We start from the raw sequence: 17,805 nt of genomic DNA on the forward strand, positions 1-17,805 counted from the left end.
CCTTTTTTTATAGCTCAGCAGTACCCGAAATTTGTGCCCTACAAACACCAACAGTAAATAAAGGCCGCTCCCATGTTCGAACTCATTGCCTACGCCTTGTTCCAACTTTTTAGCATCACCGGAACACCCGTTCAGAATGCTACTTCACTTGATGGCGGCAGCGGTGGCTGGGGCACCGGCATTGTCGCCAACAAAGGCGGCAGCGGTGGTTGGGGCACCGGCATTGTCGCTAACAAAGGCGGCAGCGGTGGTTGGGGTACTGGTATTGTTGCCAACAAAGGCGGCAGCGGCGGCTGGGGCACCGGCATTGTCGCCAACAAAGGCGGCAGCGGTGGTTGGGGCACCGGCATTGTCGCCAACCAATAATTGACCAAGAAGCCCTAAGTAGTTACTCTGCCAAGCAGAACATTACTTCTTCGCTTAAATTAAGGTGGCGGGATGGAACAGGATGGCTAACTTAGCCCCGTTCTATCCCGCCATCGTTTTATGAAGTTATCGTTACTCGCTAGCTTGTGCACAGGATTGCTGACGGCCTGCTCGGGCCCGGGAGCAAATGTGGCTGAGGGTGTGCGTATTCGATGGGCTACCGATCCAGAAAGCCTTGACCCATTGGTGCAACCAAACCAAGCAAGTACCGACGCGGATAACTTACTTCACCTGAGCTTACTACAAACTGATTTTGCAAAATCATCGTACAGCCCTGGGTTAGCGGACTCCTTGCCCAAGATCAGGTTGGTGGGCGACTCGCTCACGCTGCTTACGTACTGCCTGCGCGGGGCCGCCGCCTGGGACAACGGCCAGCCCGTGCTCGCCAGCGATGTTGCGTTCACCCTCAAGCTGATGCAGGCCCCGGGCTTGCACAACGAAGGCATCCGGACCCAATTCAGCTTTATTCGGGAGTTGCGGGCTGACCCTAACAATGCGCGGCGGTTTACGCTAGTGTGCAGGGGGCAGGCATCGGACTTCGCACACGCCTCCGGCGATTTTTTCATTTTGCCCGAAGCCGCTCTGGATGCGCGCGGCACGTTGCGCCGCTACCGCCTTGCCGATTTAATCGACCGCCCCACCAATGCTGCCCCGGACACTGTACTAGCGGCAATAGCCCAGCGATACGTTGCCGCCGCCCCGGGCCGGCACCCCGAACGGCTGCCCGGTTGCGGGCCCTACCGATTAGTAAGTTGGGAAAAAGACCATCGCCTGCGGTTCCAGCGCAAGCCGCAGTGGTGGGCCGACCAGTTAAAATCTCCTCCGCTAGTGTTGCAGGCGCACCCACAGCAAATTGACTTCTTGGTTATCCCTGATGGCGCCAGTGCGGCGCTGGCGTTGCGCCGAGGCGAAGTGGACCTGTATCCGGAGGTACCCGCCCGCGATTTCAATCGGCTGCGCCGTTCAGCAAAGGCCCAGCAAACGCTGGCCTTTTATATTACCCCGTCGCACAACGTGGTGACGGCCGGTTTCAATACCCGGCGGCCGGCTCTGGCCGACCGCCTCACGCGGCAGGCCTTGGCCTTGCTTTTCGACGTGCCGGCCCTGCTGGCGGCTGCGCAGCAAGGCCTGGGGCAGCGCACAGTTGGTATTATTTCGCCCAATACGGACCGTAACTATGCCGATAGTTTGCCCTTGCTCTCGTTCGCCCCGAACCGGGCCGCGGCGCTGCTGCAACAAGCTGGTTGGCGGCAAAAGGCAGCGGACCCCGCGGCTGGCTGGATGCGACAGGGCCCCGGCGGCGAGGTGCAGCGCCTAGCGTTGCAGGTGCGGTACCGAGCCGACGAAACTACGTTTACAACCATTGGGCTGCAGTTTCGGGCGGCGGCGGCCCGGCTAGGCATTGCCGTAGAGTTGCGGCCTACGGAGGCCAGCGCTTTCCTGTCCACGCTAAAAGCAGGCGATTTCGATTTGTACATTAGATTAGTCAGGGGCAACCCCTACTTGTTTAATTTCACCTCCGTGTTGCATTCAGAAGCGGCAGGCGAAGACAACCTGACGGGTTTCGGTACCCCGGACAGCGACCGCTTGGTGGAGGCCCTTGCGGTAGCGCAGTCGCCGGCCATCAGAGGCCGGTTGCTACGCAAATTGCAAGTAGAATTGCGCGAGGAGATGCCGCTAGTCCCGCTCTTCTTTCAGTACAACTGCCTTGCGGCAAACCGCCGGCTGCGCCACCTTTATCCCAGCAGCCTGCGGCCGGGCTACGCGGCAGCGGCCATTACCTGGGCCCCCCAGGCAATTCTTCCGTAGGCGTGGGGAAGGTTTTTCTTCAACGCGCCGGCCAAACGGTAGTTGCCGTGTGGGCGTTGGCTTCGCTTGTATTTCTGCTGAGCCGTTGGGCCCCGCCACCCGATGAGAGCCTGGGCCTTGCCAACGCCGCCGACCTCAGCAGTGGCGCGCCGGCCAGTGTGCAGGCGCGCAATTTGGCCCGCCAGGCGGCCCGCCAGCGGCTGGGTTTGGCCGAGCCGCTGTTCTATTTTTCACGCCCGCCCCGCGCGCTTGGCGGAGGCCTGGCGCCCTGGCAGTGGAATGGCTTCCATAACCAATACCACCGCTGGCTAGTGGCAACGCTCCGGGGCGATTGGGGCACCTCATTCCGAGATGGCCAGCCCGTGGCCGTGCGTTTGGGCGCAGCCTTAGCGTGCACAATTCCCCTCACCGGCGCAGCGGCAGCCCTGTCCTTGTGGCTGGCGCTGGCGCTGGCGCTGGCGCTGGCCCGCCGGCCGTGGTGGCAGGGGCCCGCGCTGGCCCTCTTGGCGGGCTTGCAGGCCTTGCCCCTGTTTATACTGGCCACGGGCTTGCTGCTGAGCCTGGCCAACCCTGATGCTCTGGACTGGTTCCCTACCTACGCGCAAACCACTGGCGGGACGGGCGGCTACGCGTTAGGGCCCTATTTAATATTGCCATTAGCGTGCTTGGTACTAAGCGCCTTGCCTGATCTTACCCTGCAGATGACGGCTTCCCTCACGCACGAGCTCGATACCGGCTATGCCATCACGGCGCGGGCCAAAGGCTTAGCGAAGAGCCAAGTACTTCGGCACCACACGTTGCGCAACGCCCTGGTACCCATTTTGCCGCTCGTGGCCGACCTGCTGCCCGCTCTGGTGGCGGGCGCCGTGGTGGTAGAAGTAGTGTTTTCGCTGCCCGGCATGGGCCGCCTACTGGCCGAAGCCGCCGCCACCCGCGACTACCCTGTGCTGGTGGGCGGCGTGCTGCTGGTAGGCGCCGCCCGCCTGTTCGCCCTGGTGCTGGCCGACGCCGGGGCTCGTTGGCTTGATCCACGCGTGGCATGAGGCGTGCTCCGCGCTTTGCCTTTGCGCGCGGTGCGCGTGCGGTAGCAATCAGCTGGCTGACGCTGGTGGGGGCCCTGGCCCTGCTGGCGCCTATACTACCGCTGCCGTACCCACCCGCCCAGCCCGACTTAGCGCACTTCAGCCTCCCGCCTTTTACCGCTGGCAGCGCCCACTGGCTGGGCACCGACCCTTTGGGCCGCGACGTACTGACCGAACTGGTGTTTGGAGCCCGCACAGCGCTGGGCCTGAGCGTAGTGGCCACCGTACTAGCTAACGCTTTGGGGGCACTGCTGGGCGGAGCCGCTGGCTTTTGGCGCAACCAACTGCGCTTGCCTCTCATCAGCAGTGCGGGTTTATTCGGGCTGCTGTGGTGGGCCCTGACGCTACCCGGGGCCGGGGCTGGCCTGGTGGTGGCGGCGGTAGGGCTAGCCGGCAGCTGGTGGGCATCGGCGCGCCGGGGGCCCTGGCTGCCGGTACCGCTCGATGCGGGAGTGCTGGGAGCCACGGCGCTGCTGGGGGCGGTGCCGCGGCTGGTGCTTGTGGTGGTGCTGGCCGGCAGCGTGGCGCTTTCGCCGGCGGGCTTACTCGGGGTGCTGGTGCTCACGTCGTGGGCGGGGCCCGCGCGGCTGGTGCGGGCCGAGATGCTGCGCGTTGGGGTCCAGCCGTTTGTGGCCGCCGCCAGGGCCCTGGGGCTACCACCGGGGCGCGTGTGGTGGCGGCACGCGTTGCCGGCCGCATGCTGGCCGCTGCGCACAGCCTTTCCACTCGGCTTGGCAGGCCTGCTAGGGCTGGAAAGCACGCTCTCGTTTCTGGGCATTGGCTTACCGCCGGAAGTGCCCAGCTGGGGCCAGTTGCTCAACACCGCTCGCCTCGAACCCACGGCGTGGTGGCTGGTGGCCGGGCCAGGTGGCCTCTTGCTGCTCACCATCCTGGCCCTTCAGGCCCTTAGCAGCCCTTCGGCACTGGGCAAATGAGTTTTGTTTCCCTTAAGCAATGTCACACTGGAGTGTTTTTTTGCAAGCGAAGGACTCAGCCGGGTGGTTCTAAATAGGTATTTTACCACTATTTATGGCGTATTTATTGAATAAAAGCGGCGTTTTCAATATTTAGAGCCACTCTTTATTTCAGTATTTTCTATTTTTTTTAATAATGTTTTTTGCGCCCGGTGATGTCACAATTACTTGCAAAGTGTCTTAGGGCAGGGACGGGCAGGGTCGGTAATATTGTATATTCTTAGTGAATATCCAATCTCTCAAGTGCCTCTGCTGATGTGTCCGACTATTACCATGGCGTCTATTTTTGATCTGTACCAACCCACGCCCCCGCCCACGCCCTGGACGCGGCCCTACGCAAACGCTCGCCGCGCCGCCGCGCCAGCCCCCGATTTCTTGACCCCCGACGGCCACCTCATCCCGCGCGCCATCGGCGAGGCTGCCCTGCGCGATTCCAAAGCTATCCTCATCGGCGACTTGCTGGTGCTGGGCATCCCCGACCTGGGGGCCAGCGTGGGCAGCCACAGCAGCTGGTAGCCCCCGCGGTTGCGGCCGGGCTCCGTTGGGGGTCGCCGCAGCCCGCCACTTGCCTTTATTTACTATTACGTTTCTAATCCTAATTATAGCCCACGCAAACGGCCTGCCCTTTCCCGGGCGGGCCGTTTGCGTAAAGGGCAACCCGCCGGGGCCCTACTGGGCCGCTACTAAGGCAATGCCCTCCTCGAAGGTACGGGGGCGGTAACCCAACTCGCGCTGCGCCTTGCCGATGAGCAGGCCCGTGCGGGCCGGCCGCCGGGCCGGCTGCGAAAACGTACTGGCGTCGACCCGCTCAATCAGGCTTTTATCGAGGGCAAAGTAATTGGCCACGCGCAGGGCCATGGCGTAGGGCGTCAGCATTTCATCGCCACAGATGTTGTAGATGCCCACCCCGCTGTGCTGGGCCAGCAGCCAGCAGCCTTGGGCCAAGTCTTCGGCCAGCGTGGGTGTGCGCCACTGGTCGTCGACTACCTTGATGGCTTTGCCAGCGCGTAGCGAATCGCGCACCCACAGCACGATGTTGGTGCGGCCGCCGCCGCGCAGCACCCCGTACACGAGCACGGTGCGGGCAATGGCCCAGCGCAGGCCCACCGTGCCCTGCACCGCATTCTCAGCGGCCAGCTTGCTGGCCCCGTAGTGGCTGATGGGCGCGGGCACAGCGTCTTCGGCAAGGGGCCCCACGCTGCCGTCGAAAATAAAATCGGTGCTGAGGTGCGTGAGGTGGACGCCTTGGGCAGCGCAAACGGCGGCGAGGTGCGCCGTGGCCACTACGTTTTGCTGCCAGCAAGCGGCCTGGTTCAGCTCGCACTCGTCCACGTTAGTCATAGCCGCGGTGTGAATGACGTGGGTGGGCTGCTCTTGGGCCAGCACGCGCTGCACCTGGCCGGCGTCCGTTACGTCGAGGACCACGAAGCACAGGTTGGGGTACCATTCGGCCAGGCGGTTGGGGCCCCGGCCGGTAGCTACCAGCGCCAGACACGGCTGCGCGTGCAGCAGTGCCACCAGCTTTTGGCCCAGCAGACCGTTGGCGCCGGTAAGGAGAATTTTCATCGTTTAACAGTTACCATTTATCATTTAACAAAGAGCATTTGGCCTTCAGCCAGGCACTCTTATTACGCCAACAGCTACGCTGCAACGAGAGCAATTTGGTACGCGCTGATAAATAGCAATTAATAAATATTAAATGTATTGATAGCCATAGAGCCTGGTGATTTTTTTCTTCCGTAAGTGCTCCACTTTCATCGTCATGGGCACGTTGATGAGGGGCCGGTCGCGGTTGTCTTTCGGTACTTTAGCGATTTTATCCACCACGTCGAGGCCCTGAATGACCTGGCCAAACACCGTGTACTGGCCGTTGAGGCGGGGGGTGCCGGCGTGGTTTTCAACCAGGTAAAACTGCGAGTTGCTACTGGGCGTGCCAGCGGGGCCGCCCGTGCGGGCGGCGGCCAGGGCCCCGTACACGTGTGGGTGGCCGGGACCCAATTCGGCGGGCACGGTGGGGGCCCCGGGGATGCCCTGGCCATCGTTGCTGGGGTCGTCGTCCTTCGAGTTGGCATCGCCGCCCTGAATCATGAAGCCGTCGATGACGCGGTGAAACGTGGTGCCGTTGTAGAAGCCTTTGCGGGCTTTTTGCAGGAAATTGGCCCGGTGCAGCGGCGTGTCCTGGAACAGCAGCAGCCGGATGGTGCCCTCGGGCGTGGTGATAGTCACCACATCGTCTTTGCCGCCCTTGCGGGGGCCCTTGGCCAGCGGCGCGGCGGCTTGTGCGGCCGGGGCCAGCAGTAGCAGCGCCACCAGCCACCGCCCAGCCCGGGAAAAAGAGAAAGTCATAAACCAGTCAATGAGCCATTTAACGTCGCGGCGTTCGCAAAATTATGCCGCCCGGAGCCCTCAGCCGCGGTGCTCGCGGATGCTGGCCAGGATTTCGCGGCCGCCGCGACCCAGCACCGAATCGGCCACGGATGTGCCCAGCCGGTGGGCGTCGGCAGCGGGGGCGGTTTGGATATCGTCCACGTATTCCTCGCCGCTCAGGCTGATGATGCCGGCGTGCAAGTGCAGGCCCCCCGCCGCGTTGAACGTGGCCAGGGCAAACGACGGAATGCTGCACCCGCCCTCCATTGTGTGCAAAAAAGCGCGCTCGGCCCGCAGGCAGGCGTGGGTGGCGGGGTGGTCGAGGGCGGCCTTAATGTGGCTTTTCAGGTCCTCGTCTAGGGCCCCGGCGCACTCCACGGCGATGCTGCCCTGGCCGGTGGCGGGCACAAACCGGGTTTCGGGCAGCGTGTGGCGCACCAAGTGCTCGTAGCCCATGCGGTGCACGCCGGCGTAGGCCAGCACCAAACCGTCATACTGGCCTTCTTCGAGCTTGCGCAGGCGGGTTTGGAGGTTGCCGCGGGCCTCGGCCGTGGTGGCTTCGGGGTAGAAGCGGCGCAGCTGGGCCTTGCGGCGCGTGCTGCTGGTACCCAGCACAATACCCGGCTTATCAAGCACAAAACGCTCGTTAAAACTCAGCACCACATCGTTAACTTTCTCACGCTCTAAAAAAGCCAGCAGCTCCAGGTCGTCGGGGATGCGGCTTTGCACATCCTTGGCCGAGTGTACGGCCAAGTGGGTTTCACCGCGGCGCAGGCTTTCCTCCAGCTCTTCGGTGAACACGCCCTTGGCGCCGATTTTGGCCAGCGAGCGGTCCAGCACCTGGTCGCCGATGGTGGTCATGGGCACAATTTCGGACGGCAGGCCGGCTTGGTTGAGCAGGTAAGCTACGCGCTCGGCCTGCCAAAGGGCCAGGCGGCTGCTGCGGGTGGCGAGGCGAATGGGGTTCATTTAACAAGTATCATTTAGTAGTTAACAACTCCGCTGGGGCCCCTAAGCGGCGCGCACCTGGGGCCCCTAAGCGGCGTGGAGCTGGCCGCCGAGCCGCAACGAGCTGTCAACGAACACCATGCGCGGGTTGGCATTGCGCTCGATGTGGTAGTGGGCGTCGGTTAGCTCCTTGGTTAACGCGTCGGCGTTGCGCGGGGTCACAAATTTGGCGAAGCTGGCCACAAACTGCTCTTCCTCAGCCGGCAGGTGGGGCATCAGCCGCGGGTCGATGCCAAAGAGCAGCACCTTGCGCACCAGCACCAGGGCGTAGGCCAGCAGCTCCTTCTGGTTCTCGCGGCCCTGCTTTTGGAAGGCTTCGCTCTGCTTGAGAATCTCGGCGCCCTTGGTGTTGTAGTTGAAGCACAGGCGCATCCAATCGCGGAAAAACGCGAAGTAGTCGTGGTCGGCGCTCTGGTCTTTGGAGGCGATAGCGGCCCCCAGGCTGCCTTCGGCCAGCTGCGCCACCTGGCGGGCCTTGGCCTCGGGCACGTGGTAGTGCGCGTGCAGGTAATCGGCAATATCGGCCTCGGCGAAGGGGCGCACGGCCACGGGCTGCACCCGGCTGAGGATGGTGGGCAGCAGCCGCTCGGGCGCGTGGCTCACGAGCAAGAACACGGTGGCGGGCGGCGGCTCCTCCAGCAGCTTCAGCACGGCGTTGGCCGTGGCGGGGTGCATCAGTTCGGGCAGCCAGAGGATAACAATTTTGAACCTAGCCTCGAAAGCCTTGAGGCTCACCAGCTTCAGCAGCTGGCCGGCTTCCTCCTTAGAAATGCTGCCCTGCTTATTCTCGGCCCCGATGTGCTGCATCCAGTCGTTGAAGCCTTGGTAGGGGTTGTCGCGCACGAAGCTGCGCCATTCGGCCATGAATTTGCTACTCAGCGCGTCCTTCGGCACCGCTTTGGTAGTGGTTACCGGCACGATGAAGTTGAGGTCGGGGTGTACCAACTTGGCAATTTTGGTGCAGGCCGGGCAGTGGCCGCAGCTGTCGTCGGCGTCGGGGCCCCGCTCTTCGCAGTTCAGGTACTGGGCGTAGGCGAGGGCCAGGGCCAGCCCCGCGCCACCCTCGCTGCTGCGAAACAGTTGCGCGTGCGCCACGTGCTCCCGCCGCACCGATTGGCGCAGCAGCTGCTTGACGGCGAGCTGGTTGGGAATTTGGGTGAACGTCATTATTCAGGCAGCAAGTCTAAGCGCCAAGTTTTATCCGGCCGAATTTCGCGCCAATCCCAACACGTACTGAAGAACTCATCATGCAAAAATTCTCGATACTCTTCATCGTTTTTTGGTTCGTCAACTAACATGACTGGGCTCCATCCCCCCTGTTTCGGGTCTGTCGTTCCGTCAATATGATTAAATAAGTCGAAGACTACACCAGCTGCGCAATCAGCCAACACTTTGCGGAGAGCTGAATGCATGGCCGGGTTATTTTGAAGTAGCTGGAGAGCTTCAGTTTCTTCAGCAGTAAACCCACCGTTGGGTGGATAAACAGGCACTATGCTTTCGCCTTGCAACAGACTATCAGCATGATAAGCAGCATATTCTTCGATTGACTGATTAATGGCAACAAGAAAAGTGTGCCGGTTAATTTCAGAAAGCTGCATACTTAGAGGGTGTTTGAGTTAATAAAAACGGTCATGCTGAACGCAGTGAAGCATCTCTCCTGCTTCGTCGAACAGCTTATACGAATCAGGAGAGATGCTTCACTGCGTTCAGCATGACCGCCGAAAAGATATTATAGTTAACTCAAACTGCTTCTTAGGCTTTTTCTTTATCCCATACCCGGTCCTCGGCTGTGGCCTTGAACACGACTTCCATAATTCCCGCTTCTACCACGTCGTAGGGCAGGCCCCGGCGGCCCATCACCCGCTCGGCTACTTCGTTCACTTTGGGTAGCTTGAAGGTTTCGAAGCCCGCCGGGCCACCCCAGCTGAAGCTCGGGATGAACTGCCGCGGGAAGCCAGCCCCGAAAATATTGGCCCCCACGCCAACCACCGTGCCGGTGTTGAACATGGTATTGATGCCGCACTTGCTGTGGTCGCCCATCATCAGGCCGCAGAAGGTTTGGCCAGTATCCACGAAGCGGTGGGCGGCGTGGCTCCACACCTTCACCGGGGCGTAGTTGTTCTTGAGGTTGCTGGTGTTGGTGTCGGCGCCCAGGTTGCACCACTCGCCGATGACGGAGTTGCCGAGGTAGCCCTCGTGGCCTTTGTTGCTGTAGCCCAGCAAGATGCTGTTGGCCACCTCGCCGCCTACCTTGCAGTAGGGCCCCACGGTGTTGTCGCCGCGCAGCTTGGCGCCGGTATTGATGTGCGACCCTTCGCCCAGCGCCAGGGGCCCCCTAAGGATGGCGCCTTCGTGCACCTGCGAATTCTTGCCTAAGTAAATTGGCCCGTTTTCGGCGTTGAGGATGGCGGCGCGAATTACCACGCCTTCCTCAATAAAGATGTTTTCTGGGGCGTACACGATGGTGTGCGCGTCGCCGACAGGCTGCGAGGTGCGGCCGCGGGTGAGCAGCGCGAAGTCGCGCCGAATCTCGGCGCCGTTATGCAGAAACAGGTGCCAGGGCCGCGAAATCACCGTTACGGGCTCGGCCACCTGCCGGGCGTCGGGCAGGCCGTCCTGCACCAGCTCGGCCACGAGCGTGGCGTCGGCCAGGTGGGCGGCCACCAGCACCTCGTCGCAGTACAGGGCCTGGCCGGGGCGCAGGGCCTGCACCTGCTTGATTAGCAAGTCATCGGGGCACACTGCTCCATTTATGACCAGCGCGGGCCCCTGCACATCACCGGCCGGAAATTTGGCCTGCAAGTACGGCTGGGTGAGGTAGCCCACCGCCGGGACCCTCAGGCGGTGCTGCCACTTTTCGGCCAGCGTGAGGATGCCGCAGCGCAGCGCTGCCACCGGCCGCGTGAAGGTGAAGGGCAGCAGGTGCGGCCGGATGGCCGGGTCGTCGAATAACAGAATGTGCATTTTTTTTTAAGCTGTTAGCCAATAGCTGTTAACTATTAGCTTCTTGTATAGCGGGGCAAATTTACAGTAGCACAACTGGCCAAGGGCCCAAAAAAAACTCCTTCCGGGGATCCCGAAAGGAGTTTTCAAAAGCTAACAGCTAATAGCCAGAAGCTAACAGCTAAGCAAAAGCTATTCTTTGTTGGCGCTGCTCTGCTCTTTCTTGGCGTAGCGGCTGCGGAATTTCTCCACGCGGCCGGCCGTGTCGATGAACATGTTTTTGCCGGTGTAGAAGGGGTGCGAAGCGCTGCTAACTTCGATTTTCACCACCGGATACGTTTTGCCATCTTCCATCGTAATGGTTTCGGTTGGCTTCATCGTGGAGCGGGTGATGAACTTAAAATCCGAAGAGGTGTCCTGGAACACAACTTCCTGGTACTCGGGGTGCGTCTCTTTTTTCATGTAGGAAGCCGGTTTAACCGGGTGAACCCGGCCGATTTTGCGGAAGGGACTGCAAAAGTACGGCTTCGCGCCGACTTAGCCAACGCCGCCCTGGTTTTTTTTCGGATAACCGCCGCCAGTGCAACGCTTTGGGCCCCGGCGGGCTCCTGCCAAGGAGCAGTATTTGTACTTTTGAGATAATACCTACCACAAGCGCTGCCGTAATTTCCTTCCACGAATCGTTATTAGCATGAGGCAATTGCTGCCTGTTGCTTGTCCGCCAGCTACCCTGGCGGGCTTGCTTTTGCTGGGGGCCCTCCCGGTCGCGGCCGCCGTTTGGCTGCTGCCCACGCACCTCACCGCCACCCGCACCGGGCCCGATGTGCGCCTGGAGTGGTCGGTGGCCGACGAAACCGGCGTGCAGGGCTACGACCTGTACCGCCACACGGCCACCGACCTGCATTTCCAGTTAGTAGCACGGCGGCCGGCCGCCGGCCGCCGCTACTACCGCTGCCTCGACGCGGGTGCCTCGCATTTGGCCGGCGGCGAGCCCCTCACCTATCGCCTCGTAACGCTTCGCCCCGGTGGCGGCTCAGATGCGCTGGCCTTGCTGGCGGATGCCCCCGGGCCCTTGGCGCGCTCTTGGCAGGTTATCAAGCAAACCTTTCGGCAGTAGGCGCGGCGTTGCGGGCGCGGGCGCGACCTTTGCGGGCCCACCGTCACTACTTGTTTGCCCATGCGCCTCTGCTTTGCTTCCAATAATGCCCACAAGCTGGACGAAATCCGGCCCCTGCTGCCACCCGGTCTCGAACTGCTGAGCCTGGCCGACATCGGCTGCCACGAAGAGCTGCCCGAAACCCAGGATACCCTCGAAGGCAATGCCCGCCAAAAAGCTGACTATGTGCGCCAGCACTACGGCGTGGCCTGCTTCGCCGATGATACCGGCCTGGAGGTGACGGCCCTTGATGGGGCCCCAGGCGTGTATTCGGCCCGCTACGCCGGGCCCCAGCGCGAGGCCGCCGACAACGTGGCCAAACTGCTGCGCGAACTGGCCGGCCGCCCCGACCGCACGGCGCAATTCCGTACGGTGGTGGCGCTGGCCCAGGCCGACGGCAGCACGCGCACCTTTGCCGGGGCCGTGGCGGGAAGCATTGCCGAGGCTCAGCGCGGCACAGGCGGCTTCGGCTATGACCCCGTGTTTGTGCCCGCCGGGGGCGACGGCCGCACGTTTGCCGAAATGAGCGGGGCCGAAAAAAACCAAATCAGCCACCGCGCCCGGGCCGTGGCGGGGCTGCTGGCCTACCTGAAGGCCCAGTAGCCGCGCCCCTCCCGCTGCTGGGGCCCCCACGGCCCGCCGCACAACTGCCGCCCGATAAAACTACCTTTGCGGCCCTATGCAGCAACCCTACCTCGTCGGCATCACCGGCGGCAGCGCCTCGGGCAAAACCACGTTTCTGAACCGCTTGCTGGCGGCGTTTCCCGAAGACCAGGTTTGCCTGGTCTCACAGGACAACTACTACCACCCGCGCGAGCAGCAGGTGCTCGACGAGCAGGGCGTGCACAATTTCGACCTGCCCGTGAGCATCGACTCGGCGGCCTACGCGGCCGACGTGCTGGCCCTGAGCCAGGGCCGCGAAGTGCGCCGGCAGGAGTACCTCTTTAATAACGCCGCCGCCACGCCCAAGCAGCTGGTGTTTCGGCCCGCGCCCATTGTGGTGGTGGAGGGCATCTTCGTGTTTCACTTCGCCGAAATTGCTAAGCTGCTCGACCTCAAGGTGTATATCGATGCCCAGGAGCACGTAAAGCTGCACCGCCGCATCATCCGCGACCGCGACGAGCGGGGCTACGACGTGGCCGACGTGCTCTACCGCTACACCCACCACGTGGCCCCCACCTACGAAAAATTCATCGCGCCCTACAAGCACGACGCCGACGTGGTGATTCCCAACAACCGGCACTTCGACAAGGGCCTGGAGGTGCTGGTGGGCTTTTTGAAGGGCAAAGTGGCCGTATCTTAGGGCTAACCAAATCGCCCGCGCAATGACTTCCCTCGACTGGCCCCAGCAGCTGCGCACCCTGCGCGGTGCGCCCATCAACGGGCTTTCTGACGACGATTTTTTTGAGCTTTGCCGGCTCAACCCCGAGCTGCGCCTGGAGCGCACGGCCCAACAAGATATTATGTTCCGTTCTCCGGCTGGCTCCGGGTCCAGCGAATCAAGTGGTGAAAACTATGGCCAGCTTTGGCTTTGGAACCGGCAAGCCCAGCTGGGCCACGTGTACGAATCATCGGCTGGCTTTAAGCTGCCCGACACGTCGGTGCGCTCCCCCGATGCGGCCTGGCTGAGCAACGCGGCCTGGGAAAAACTCACACCCGAACAGCGAAGCAAGTTTCCGCCGGTGTGCCCGGAGTTTATGATGGAATTGAAATCGCCTTCCGACGCGCTGACCGACTTGCAGGCCAAGATGCAGGACTACCTGGCCAACAGGATGCAGCTCGGCTTTTTGCTGCACATTGAAGCCGAAACGGCCTGCGTGTACCGCCCCGGCCAGCCCACCGAAATCGTGCGGGGCTACGACCAGGAGTTGAGCGGCGAGCCGGTGCTGCCGGGGTTCCGGCTCGATTTGCGGCCCCTGCGCCGGGCAGCATAGCGTACTAAGCATGTACAGCAAAGCCGAAGCCACACAGTTGCGGCAAGCCTTTTGGACTACGCTGGGGCAGTATATGGCCCCGGTGCCGTCGGCTGAGGGCGTACCCGCCAACTGGATAAATTACAAGACGGGCCTGAAAAATGTGTATTTCCGAATGCACGCCGACGCCCAGCGCGCCACCATCGGCATTGAGCTGACGATGCCCGACGCAGGCATCCGAGCCCTATTCTTCGAGCAGTTCGAGGAGCTAAAAACCCTGCTGCACGAAACCCTGGGCGAAACCTGGACCTGGGAGCCCGCCGCCCTCGACGCCAACGGCCAGCCCCTGAGCCGCATCTACACCGCGCGGGCCCCGGCCAACCTGTTCAGCCGCGACGACTGGCCGGCGCTGATTTCGTTCTTCAAGCCCCGCCTCATTGCGCTGGATGCGTTTTGGAGCGACGCCCAGTACGCCTTTGAGGCCTTGAAATAGGGCCCCGGCACGGGGCACGGCCGTTGCGGCTAAAGTCCTATCTTTGCAGTCCCCGTTTACATCCATGCTGGTTTTACTTTCCCGCTTTTGGTCTTCGCTCCGCTTCGCCTGGCTCGCCGCCACGGTGCTGCTGGTGCTGGGCCTGAACCAGCGGGCCGTGAGCGTGCTGCGCCTGCCCGGGGCCCCCGGCGACACCCGCCTCGCCGCCCCGGCCAAGGCCACGGTGGTCAAGCAAAAAGTGTTGTTGGAAGCTACCTCTGCCCTGGCCCACTTTGTGGCCCCGGTGGCCGTAGCGTGGCTGCCCACCACCGCCGGCAGCGGGTGGCTGCCGCAGCTGCGGCGCGCCCTGATTGCGCCGCGCCCCTGCGCCGGCGTGCGGGCCGGCGAAGTATTCCGGGCCCGGCTGCTGGCCGTGGCGCTGGCCCCACAGGCCCCCTAGTTTCAGTTGGCAGTGAGCAGTTTGCAGTGAACAGTCCGGGGTATTCCCCGCGGCTGTTGGCTCAGGCTTGCTCGTTTGCCTTTTCTGATTCAACTGTTCATTGATAACTGTTAATTGCTCACTGACAATACTATGCGTAACAAAGGACTCATTACCACCCTCACCATCATCATTGCGGTGATTTGCGGGTACCACCTGTTCCTGACCTATATCTCGAACGGGGTGCAGGACAAGGCCGTGGTTTATGCCACCACCGGCGGCAAGCTCAACGAGTTGAAGCGCCAGCACTACCTCGATTCGGTGTGGCGCGCGCCCGTGTTCGGGCCCCTCACCTACCGCCAGGTGCGCGAGAGCCAGCTCGGCGAAGGCCTTGACCTGAAGGGCGGGATGCACGTGACGCTGGAAGTATCGCCGGTGGAAATTGTGCGCGCCATGAGCGGCAACTCGAAGGACCCGGCCTTCAACACCGCCCTGGCCCAGGCCCAGGAAGCCCAGAAGGTGAACTCCAGCACGCCGTTTACGACGCTGTTTGCGCAGGACTACCAGCGCCTGGCCCCCAGCAAGCCGCTGGCCACCATCTTCGCCAACACCACCAACAAGAGCCGCGGCATCGACATCAACTCGACCAACCAAAAGGTAATTGCCGCCATTAATAAGGAAGTGGAAGAAGCCATCGACCGCTCCTTCAACATCCTGCGCACCCGCGTGGACAAGTTCGGCGTGAACCAGCCCAGCATCCAGCGCGTGAAGGGCACCGGCCGCCTCCAGATTGAGCTGCCCGGCGTCGATAACCCCGAGCGCGTGCGCAAGCTGCTGCAAGGCCAGGCTAAGCTGGAGTTTTGGGAAGTGTGGACCCAGCAGGAAGTGGGCCCCTACCTAGTGCAGCTCGACCAGGCTCTGGCTGCTAAGGAGAAAGCCGAAGCCGCCGCCAAAACTCCGGCCGCTGCCGGGGCCCCCGTGGCCGCATCGGCCACCGCCGCCGCCGGCGACACTACCTCGCTGGCCGCCCAGCTGGCCAAGAAGAACCCCGCCGCCAAAGGCGCCGGCGCCGACTCGGCCGCCGCTTCACAAAAAGTGGGGCCCCTGGCCCGCTTGCTCACCATGCCCGGCCGCCTGGGCGTGGCCCTGCGCGACACCGCCCGCATGAACGCCCTGCTGCACAGCCCCGAAGCCAAGGCCATTTTGCCCCCCAACCTGGCCCTGCTCTGGAGCGTGAAGCCCACCGTGGTTGACCGCCAGGAGTACCTGGAGCTGAACCCCATCAAGAAAACCCGCGACGGCCAGGCCCCCGTGGCCGGCGAAGTAGTGGCCGATGCCCGCCAGGACTACGACCAGAGCGGCCACCCCGAGGTGAGCATGAGCATGAACCCGAGCGGCGCCAAAAAGTGGCAGCGCATGACGGCCGCCAACATCGGCCGCCAAGTGGGCATTGTGCTCGACGACTACGTGTACTCGGACCCCGTGGTGCAGGGCGAAATTGCCGGTGGCAACACCAGCATCTCGGGCAACTTTTCCATCGAAGAAGCCCAGGATTTGGCCAACGTGCTGAAGGCCGGCAAGCTGCCCGCCCCCACCCGCATCGTGGAAGAAGCTGTGGTGGGCCCCTCGCTGGGTAAAGAAGCCATCAACCAGGGCCTGTACTCGTCGCTGGCTGGCTTGCTGATCATCATGGCCTTCATGGCCGCCTACTACGGCCGCGCTGGCCTAGTGGCCGACGCCGCCCTGCTCTTCAATATGTTCCTGATTCTGGGCGTGCTGGCCGCGTTCCAGACGGCCCTCACCCTGCCCGGCATCGCGGGCCTGATTCTGGTTATTGCCTCGTCGGTGGACGCCAACGTGCTGATTTTCGAGCGCATCCGCGAAGAGCTTAACCACGGGCACAACCTCCCCGATGCCATCAATGCCGGCTACTCACGCGCCTTCTCGGCCATCTTCGACTCGAACGTAACCACGATGCTCATCGCCGTGATTCTGGGCTTCTTCGGCACCGGCCCGGTGCAGAACTTCGCCATCACGCTCGGCATCGGCGTGCTCACCTCGTTCCTGTCGGCCGTGTTCGTATCGCGCCTCATCATCGAGGCCCTGGTGAAGGGCAAGGAAATCAGCAAAATCTCCTTTTCGACCTTCCTCTCGCGCAACCTGTTCCAGAACGTGAATTTTGACATCGTGGGCAAGCGCAAGATTGCCTACGCCTTTTCGACTACCGTCATCGTCATCGGCTTCGTGCTGATGTACCTGCAAGGGGGCCCCAACCTGGGCGTTGACTTCACCGGCGGCCGCGCCTACGTCATCGATTTCAACAAGAACATGGTGGCCTCCGACGTGGCCGACGTGCTGCGCCCCGCCTTCAAAGGCGCCGGCATCGAGGTGAAGCAGTACGGCGCCGATAGCCGCCTGCGCGTAACCACCAGCTACCTCGCCACCGACGAAAGCCCTACAGCCGATAAGCAAGTCCGGGCCACGCTGCTACGGGGCCTAACGCCTTTTGGGACTACAGATAAGAATATTGTTAGCAGTTCCAAAGTGGGCGCCACCATTGCCGACGACATCAAGCGCACCTCGGTGCTGAGCCTGGGCCTGACGCTGCTGGGCATCTTCGTGTACGTGCTCTTCCGCTTCGAGAAGTGGCAATACTCGATGGCGGCCGTTATCGCACTATTCCACGATGCGCTGTTGGTAATTGCCTCTTACCCAATTGCCCGCGCCTTCGGGTTGAACTACGAGATGGATCAGATTTTTGTGGCCGCCGTGCTTTCCGTTATCGGCTTCTCGATGAACGACACAGTGGTGATTTACGACCGGGTGCGCGAGTACCTGCGCGAGAACCCTAAGCTGACGTTTGCCCAAGTGGTAAACCCGGCCTTGAACTCGACCTTCTCGCGGACAATGATTACGTTCACGACCGTTTTCCTGGTGGTTTTGGTGCTGTACATCTTTGGCGGTGAGACACTTCGCTCGTTCTCGTTTGCTATGATGATCGGCATCATCTTCGGTACGTATTCGTCGCTGTTTATTGCTACGCCCATCATCTTGGACACCTACGGGAAGAAGGAAGAGCGCGAGCGCCTCGCCGCGGGCGAGGATGTGGTGGACCTGACCGGCGGCACGCCCAAGCTGAGCCGCAGCACGGTAAGCTAGGGCCCCGGGGCGGGCTTCTGCCAGGCTCGCCCCCGCCCTTCTGGCATTTGCAAAAGA

19 protein-coding genes are annotated in these 17,805 nt (G+C 62.3%); 12 read left to right on the forward strand and 7 right to left on the reverse strand.

The genetic code is table 11. From position 1 onward, the window contains the following. Positions 1-72 precede the first annotated feature (72 nt). The 5 genes from DDQ68_RS11900 to DDQ68_RS11920 all read left to right on the forward strand — a co-directional run bounded on the left by DDQ68_RS11900 (position 73) and on the right by DDQ68_RS11920 (position 4,807). Positions 73-366 carry a hypothetical protein gene (locus tag DDQ68_RS11900; RefSeq protein ID WP_109656503.1) on the forward strand — a complete coding sequence of 98 codons (294 nt, stop codon included), beginning with the start codon at positions 73-75 and terminating at the stop codon, positions 364-366. 351 nt (positions 367-717) lie between these two features. Further along, positions 718-2,235, forward strand: a complete 1,518-nt coding sequence (locus DDQ68_RS11905; RefSeq protein ID WP_162550054.1) for an ABC transporter substrate-binding protein — start codon at positions 718-720, stop codon at positions 2,233-2,235. 2 nt (positions 2,236-2,237) lie between these two features. Continuing rightward, positions 2,238-3,278: an ABC transporter permease subunit gene (locus DDQ68_RS11910; protein ID WP_162550055.1), complete on the forward strand. Its 1,041-nt coding sequence runs from the start codon at positions 2,238-2,240 to the stop codon at positions 3,276-3,278. Further along, complete coding sequence (locus DDQ68_RS11915) at positions 3,275-4,252, forward strand: ABC transporter permease subunit (protein WP_109656506.1); 978 nt, start codon at positions 3,275-3,277, stop codon at positions 4,250-4,252. The genes DDQ68_RS11910 and DDQ68_RS11915 overlap by 4 nt, the downstream gene beginning before the upstream one ends. Before the next feature lie 312 nt (positions 4,253-4,564). Next, positions 4,565-4,807 (forward strand): hypothetical protein, encoded by a 243-nt coding sequence (locus tag DDQ68_RS11920; protein ID WP_109656507.1) that lies wholly within the window; start codon positions 4,565-4,567, stop codon positions 4,805-4,807. A 153-nt stretch (positions 4,808-4,960) separates the two neighbouring features. On the opposite strand, the gene DDQ68_RS11925 is transcribed toward DDQ68_RS11920, so the two are convergent. The 7 genes from DDQ68_RS11925 to DDQ68_RS11950 form a co-directional block, all read right to left on the reverse strand. Then, complete coding sequence (locus tag DDQ68_RS11925) at positions 4,961-5,857, reverse strand: SDR family oxidoreductase (RefSeq protein ID WP_109656508.1); 897 nt, start codon at positions 5,855-5,857, stop codon at positions 4,961-4,963. Positions 5,858-5,986: 129 nt separating this feature from the next. Continuing rightward, positions 5,987-6,637 carry a peptidylprolyl isomerase gene (locus DDQ68_RS11930; protein ID WP_109656509.1) on the reverse strand — a complete coding sequence of 217 codons (651 nt, stop codon included), beginning with the start codon at positions 6,635-6,637 and terminating at the stop codon, positions 5,987-5,989. Positions 6,638-6,697: 60 nt separating this feature from the next. Continuing rightward, positions 6,698-7,627 (reverse strand): hydroxymethylbilane synthase, encoded by a 930-nt coding sequence (gene hemC / locus DDQ68_RS11935; protein WP_109656510.1) that lies wholly within the window; start codon positions 7,625-7,627, stop codon positions 6,698-6,700. A gap of 66 nt (positions 7,628-7,693) precedes the next feature. Then, the gene (locus DDQ68_RS11940) at positions 7,694-8,833 is read right to left on the reverse strand and encodes a DNA polymerase III subunit (RefSeq protein ID WP_109656511.1); all 1,140 of its coding nucleotides are present in this window, start codon (positions 8,831-8,833) and stop codon (positions 7,694-7,696) included. Next, positions 8,833-9,264, reverse strand: a complete 432-nt coding sequence (locus DDQ68_RS22840) for a hypothetical protein (protein WP_162550056.1) — start codon at positions 9,262-9,264, stop codon at positions 8,833-8,835. The genes DDQ68_RS11940 and DDQ68_RS22840 overlap by 1 nt, the downstream gene beginning before the upstream one ends. A 154-nt stretch (positions 9,265-9,418) precedes the next feature. Next, positions 9,419-10,630: a GlmU family protein gene (locus DDQ68_RS11945; RefSeq protein WP_109656512.1), complete on the reverse strand. Its 1,212-nt coding sequence runs from the start codon at positions 10,628-10,630 to the stop codon at positions 9,419-9,421. Between the two features lie 171 nt (positions 10,631-10,801). Next, entirely contained in the window at positions 10,802-11,071 is a 270-nt protein-coding gene (locus tag DDQ68_RS11950; protein WP_068235991.1) for a type B 50S ribosomal protein L31, read from the reverse strand. 283 nt (positions 11,072-11,354) lie between these two features. Here DDQ68_RS11950 and DDQ68_RS11955 point away from each other — a divergent pair, with 283 nt between their 5' ends. The 7 genes from DDQ68_RS11955 (at position 11,355) to secDF (ending at position 17,748) form a co-directional block, all read left to right on the forward strand. After that, a complete protein-coding gene (locus tag DDQ68_RS11955) occupies positions 11,355-11,726 on the forward strand; it encodes a hypothetical protein (RefSeq protein WP_162550057.1) in 372 nt (123 codons plus the stop codon). A gap of 60 nt (positions 11,727-11,786) precedes the next feature. Next, positions 11,787-12,368 carry an RdgB/HAM1 family non-canonical purine NTP pyrophosphatase gene (gene rdgB / locus DDQ68_RS11960; RefSeq protein ID WP_211320139.1) on the forward strand — a complete coding sequence of 194 codons (582 nt, stop codon included), beginning with the start codon at positions 11,787-11,789 and terminating at the stop codon, positions 12,366-12,368. 76 nt (positions 12,369-12,444) lie between these two features. Then, positions 12,445-13,068 (forward strand): uridine kinase family protein, encoded by a 624-nt coding sequence (locus tag DDQ68_RS11965; protein ID WP_109656515.1) that lies wholly within the window; start codon positions 12,445-12,447, stop codon positions 13,066-13,068. Between the two features lie 22 nt (positions 13,069-13,090). Next, a complete protein-coding gene (locus DDQ68_RS11970) occupies positions 13,091-13,699 on the forward strand; it encodes a Uma2 family endonuclease (RefSeq protein WP_109656516.1) in 609 nt (202 codons plus the stop codon). Positions 13,700-13,709: 10 nt separating this feature from the next. Continuing rightward, positions 13,710-14,171 (forward strand): DUF4268 domain-containing protein, encoded by a 462-nt coding sequence (locus tag DDQ68_RS11975; protein WP_109656517.1) that lies wholly within the window; start codon positions 13,710-13,712, stop codon positions 14,169-14,171. Between the two features lie 64 nt (positions 14,172-14,235). Further along, entirely contained in the window at positions 14,236-14,610 is a 375-nt protein-coding gene (locus DDQ68_RS11980; protein WP_109656518.1) for a hypothetical protein, read from the forward strand. A 132-nt stretch (positions 14,611-14,742) separates the two neighbouring features. Next, a complete protein-coding gene (gene secDF / locus DDQ68_RS11985; protein ID WP_109656519.1) occupies positions 14,743-17,748 on the forward strand; it encodes a protein translocase subunit SecDF in 3,006 nt (1,001 codons plus the stop codon). Positions 17,749-17,805 lie beyond the last annotated feature (57 nt).

It is taken from the genome of Hymenobacter nivis (assembly GCF_003149515.1).
GTDB classification, from domain to species: Bacteria; Bacteroidota; Bacteroidia; order Cytophagales; family Hymenobacteraceae; genus Hymenobacter; species Hymenobacter nivis.

Coding starts and splice junctions, on each gene's coding strand:
- DDQ68_RS11900 (WP_109656503.1), top strand. CDS start 73: ATGTTCGAACTCATTGCCTACGCCTTGTTCCAACTTTTTAGCATCACC.
- DDQ68_RS11915 (WP_109656506.1), top strand. CDS start 3,275: ATGAGGCGTGCTCCGCGCTTTGCCTTTGCGCGCGGTGCGCGTGCGGTA.
- DDQ68_RS11920 (WP_109656507.1), top strand. CDS start 4,565: ATGGCGTCTATTTTTGATCTGTACCAACCCACGCCCCCGCCCACGCCC.
- DDQ68_RS11925 (WP_109656508.1), bottom strand. CDS start 5,857: ATGAAAATTCTCCTTACCGGCGCCAACGGTCTGCTGGGCCAAAAGCTG.
- DDQ68_RS11930 (WP_109656509.1), bottom strand. CDS start 6,637: ATGACTTTCTCTTTTTCCCGGGCTGGGCGGTGGCTGGTGGCGCTGCTA.
- hemC (WP_109656510.1), bottom strand. CDS start 7,627: ATGAACCCCATTCGCCTCGCCACCCGCAGCAGCCGCCTGGCCCTTTGG.
- DDQ68_RS11940 (WP_109656511.1), bottom strand. CDS start 8,833: ATGACGTTCACCCAAATTCCCAACCAGCTCGCCGTCAAGCAGCTGCTG.
- DDQ68_RS22840 (WP_162550056.1), bottom strand. CDS start 9,264: ATGCAGCTTTCTGAAATTAACCGGCACACTTTTCTTGTTGCCATTAAT.
- DDQ68_RS11945 (WP_109656512.1), bottom strand. CDS start 10,630: ATGCACATTCTGTTATTCGACGACCCGGCCATCCGGCCGCACCTGCTG.
- DDQ68_RS11950 (WP_068235991.1), bottom strand. CDS start 11,071: ATGAAAAAAGAGACGCACCCCGAGTACCAGGAAGTTGTGTTCCAGGAC.
- rdgB (WP_211320139.1), top strand. CDS start 11,787: ATGCGCCTCTGCTTTGCTTCCAATAATGCCCACAAGCTGGACGAAATC.
- DDQ68_RS11965 (WP_109656515.1), top strand. CDS start 12,445: ATGCAGCAACCCTACCTCGTCGGCATCACCGGCGGCAGCGCCTCGGGC.
- DDQ68_RS11970 (WP_109656516.1), top strand. CDS start 13,091: ATGACTTCCCTCGACTGGCCCCAGCAGCTGCGCACCCTGCGCGGTGCG.
- DDQ68_RS11975 (WP_109656517.1), top strand. CDS start 13,710: ATGTACAGCAAAGCCGAAGCCACACAGTTGCGGCAAGCCTTTTGGACT.
- DDQ68_RS11980 (WP_109656518.1), top strand. CDS start 14,236: ATGCTGGTTTTACTTTCCCGCTTTTGGTCTTCGCTCCGCTTCGCCTGG.
- secDF (WP_109656519.1), top strand. CDS start 14,743: ATGCGTAACAAAGGACTCATTACCACCCTCACCATCATCATTGCGGTG.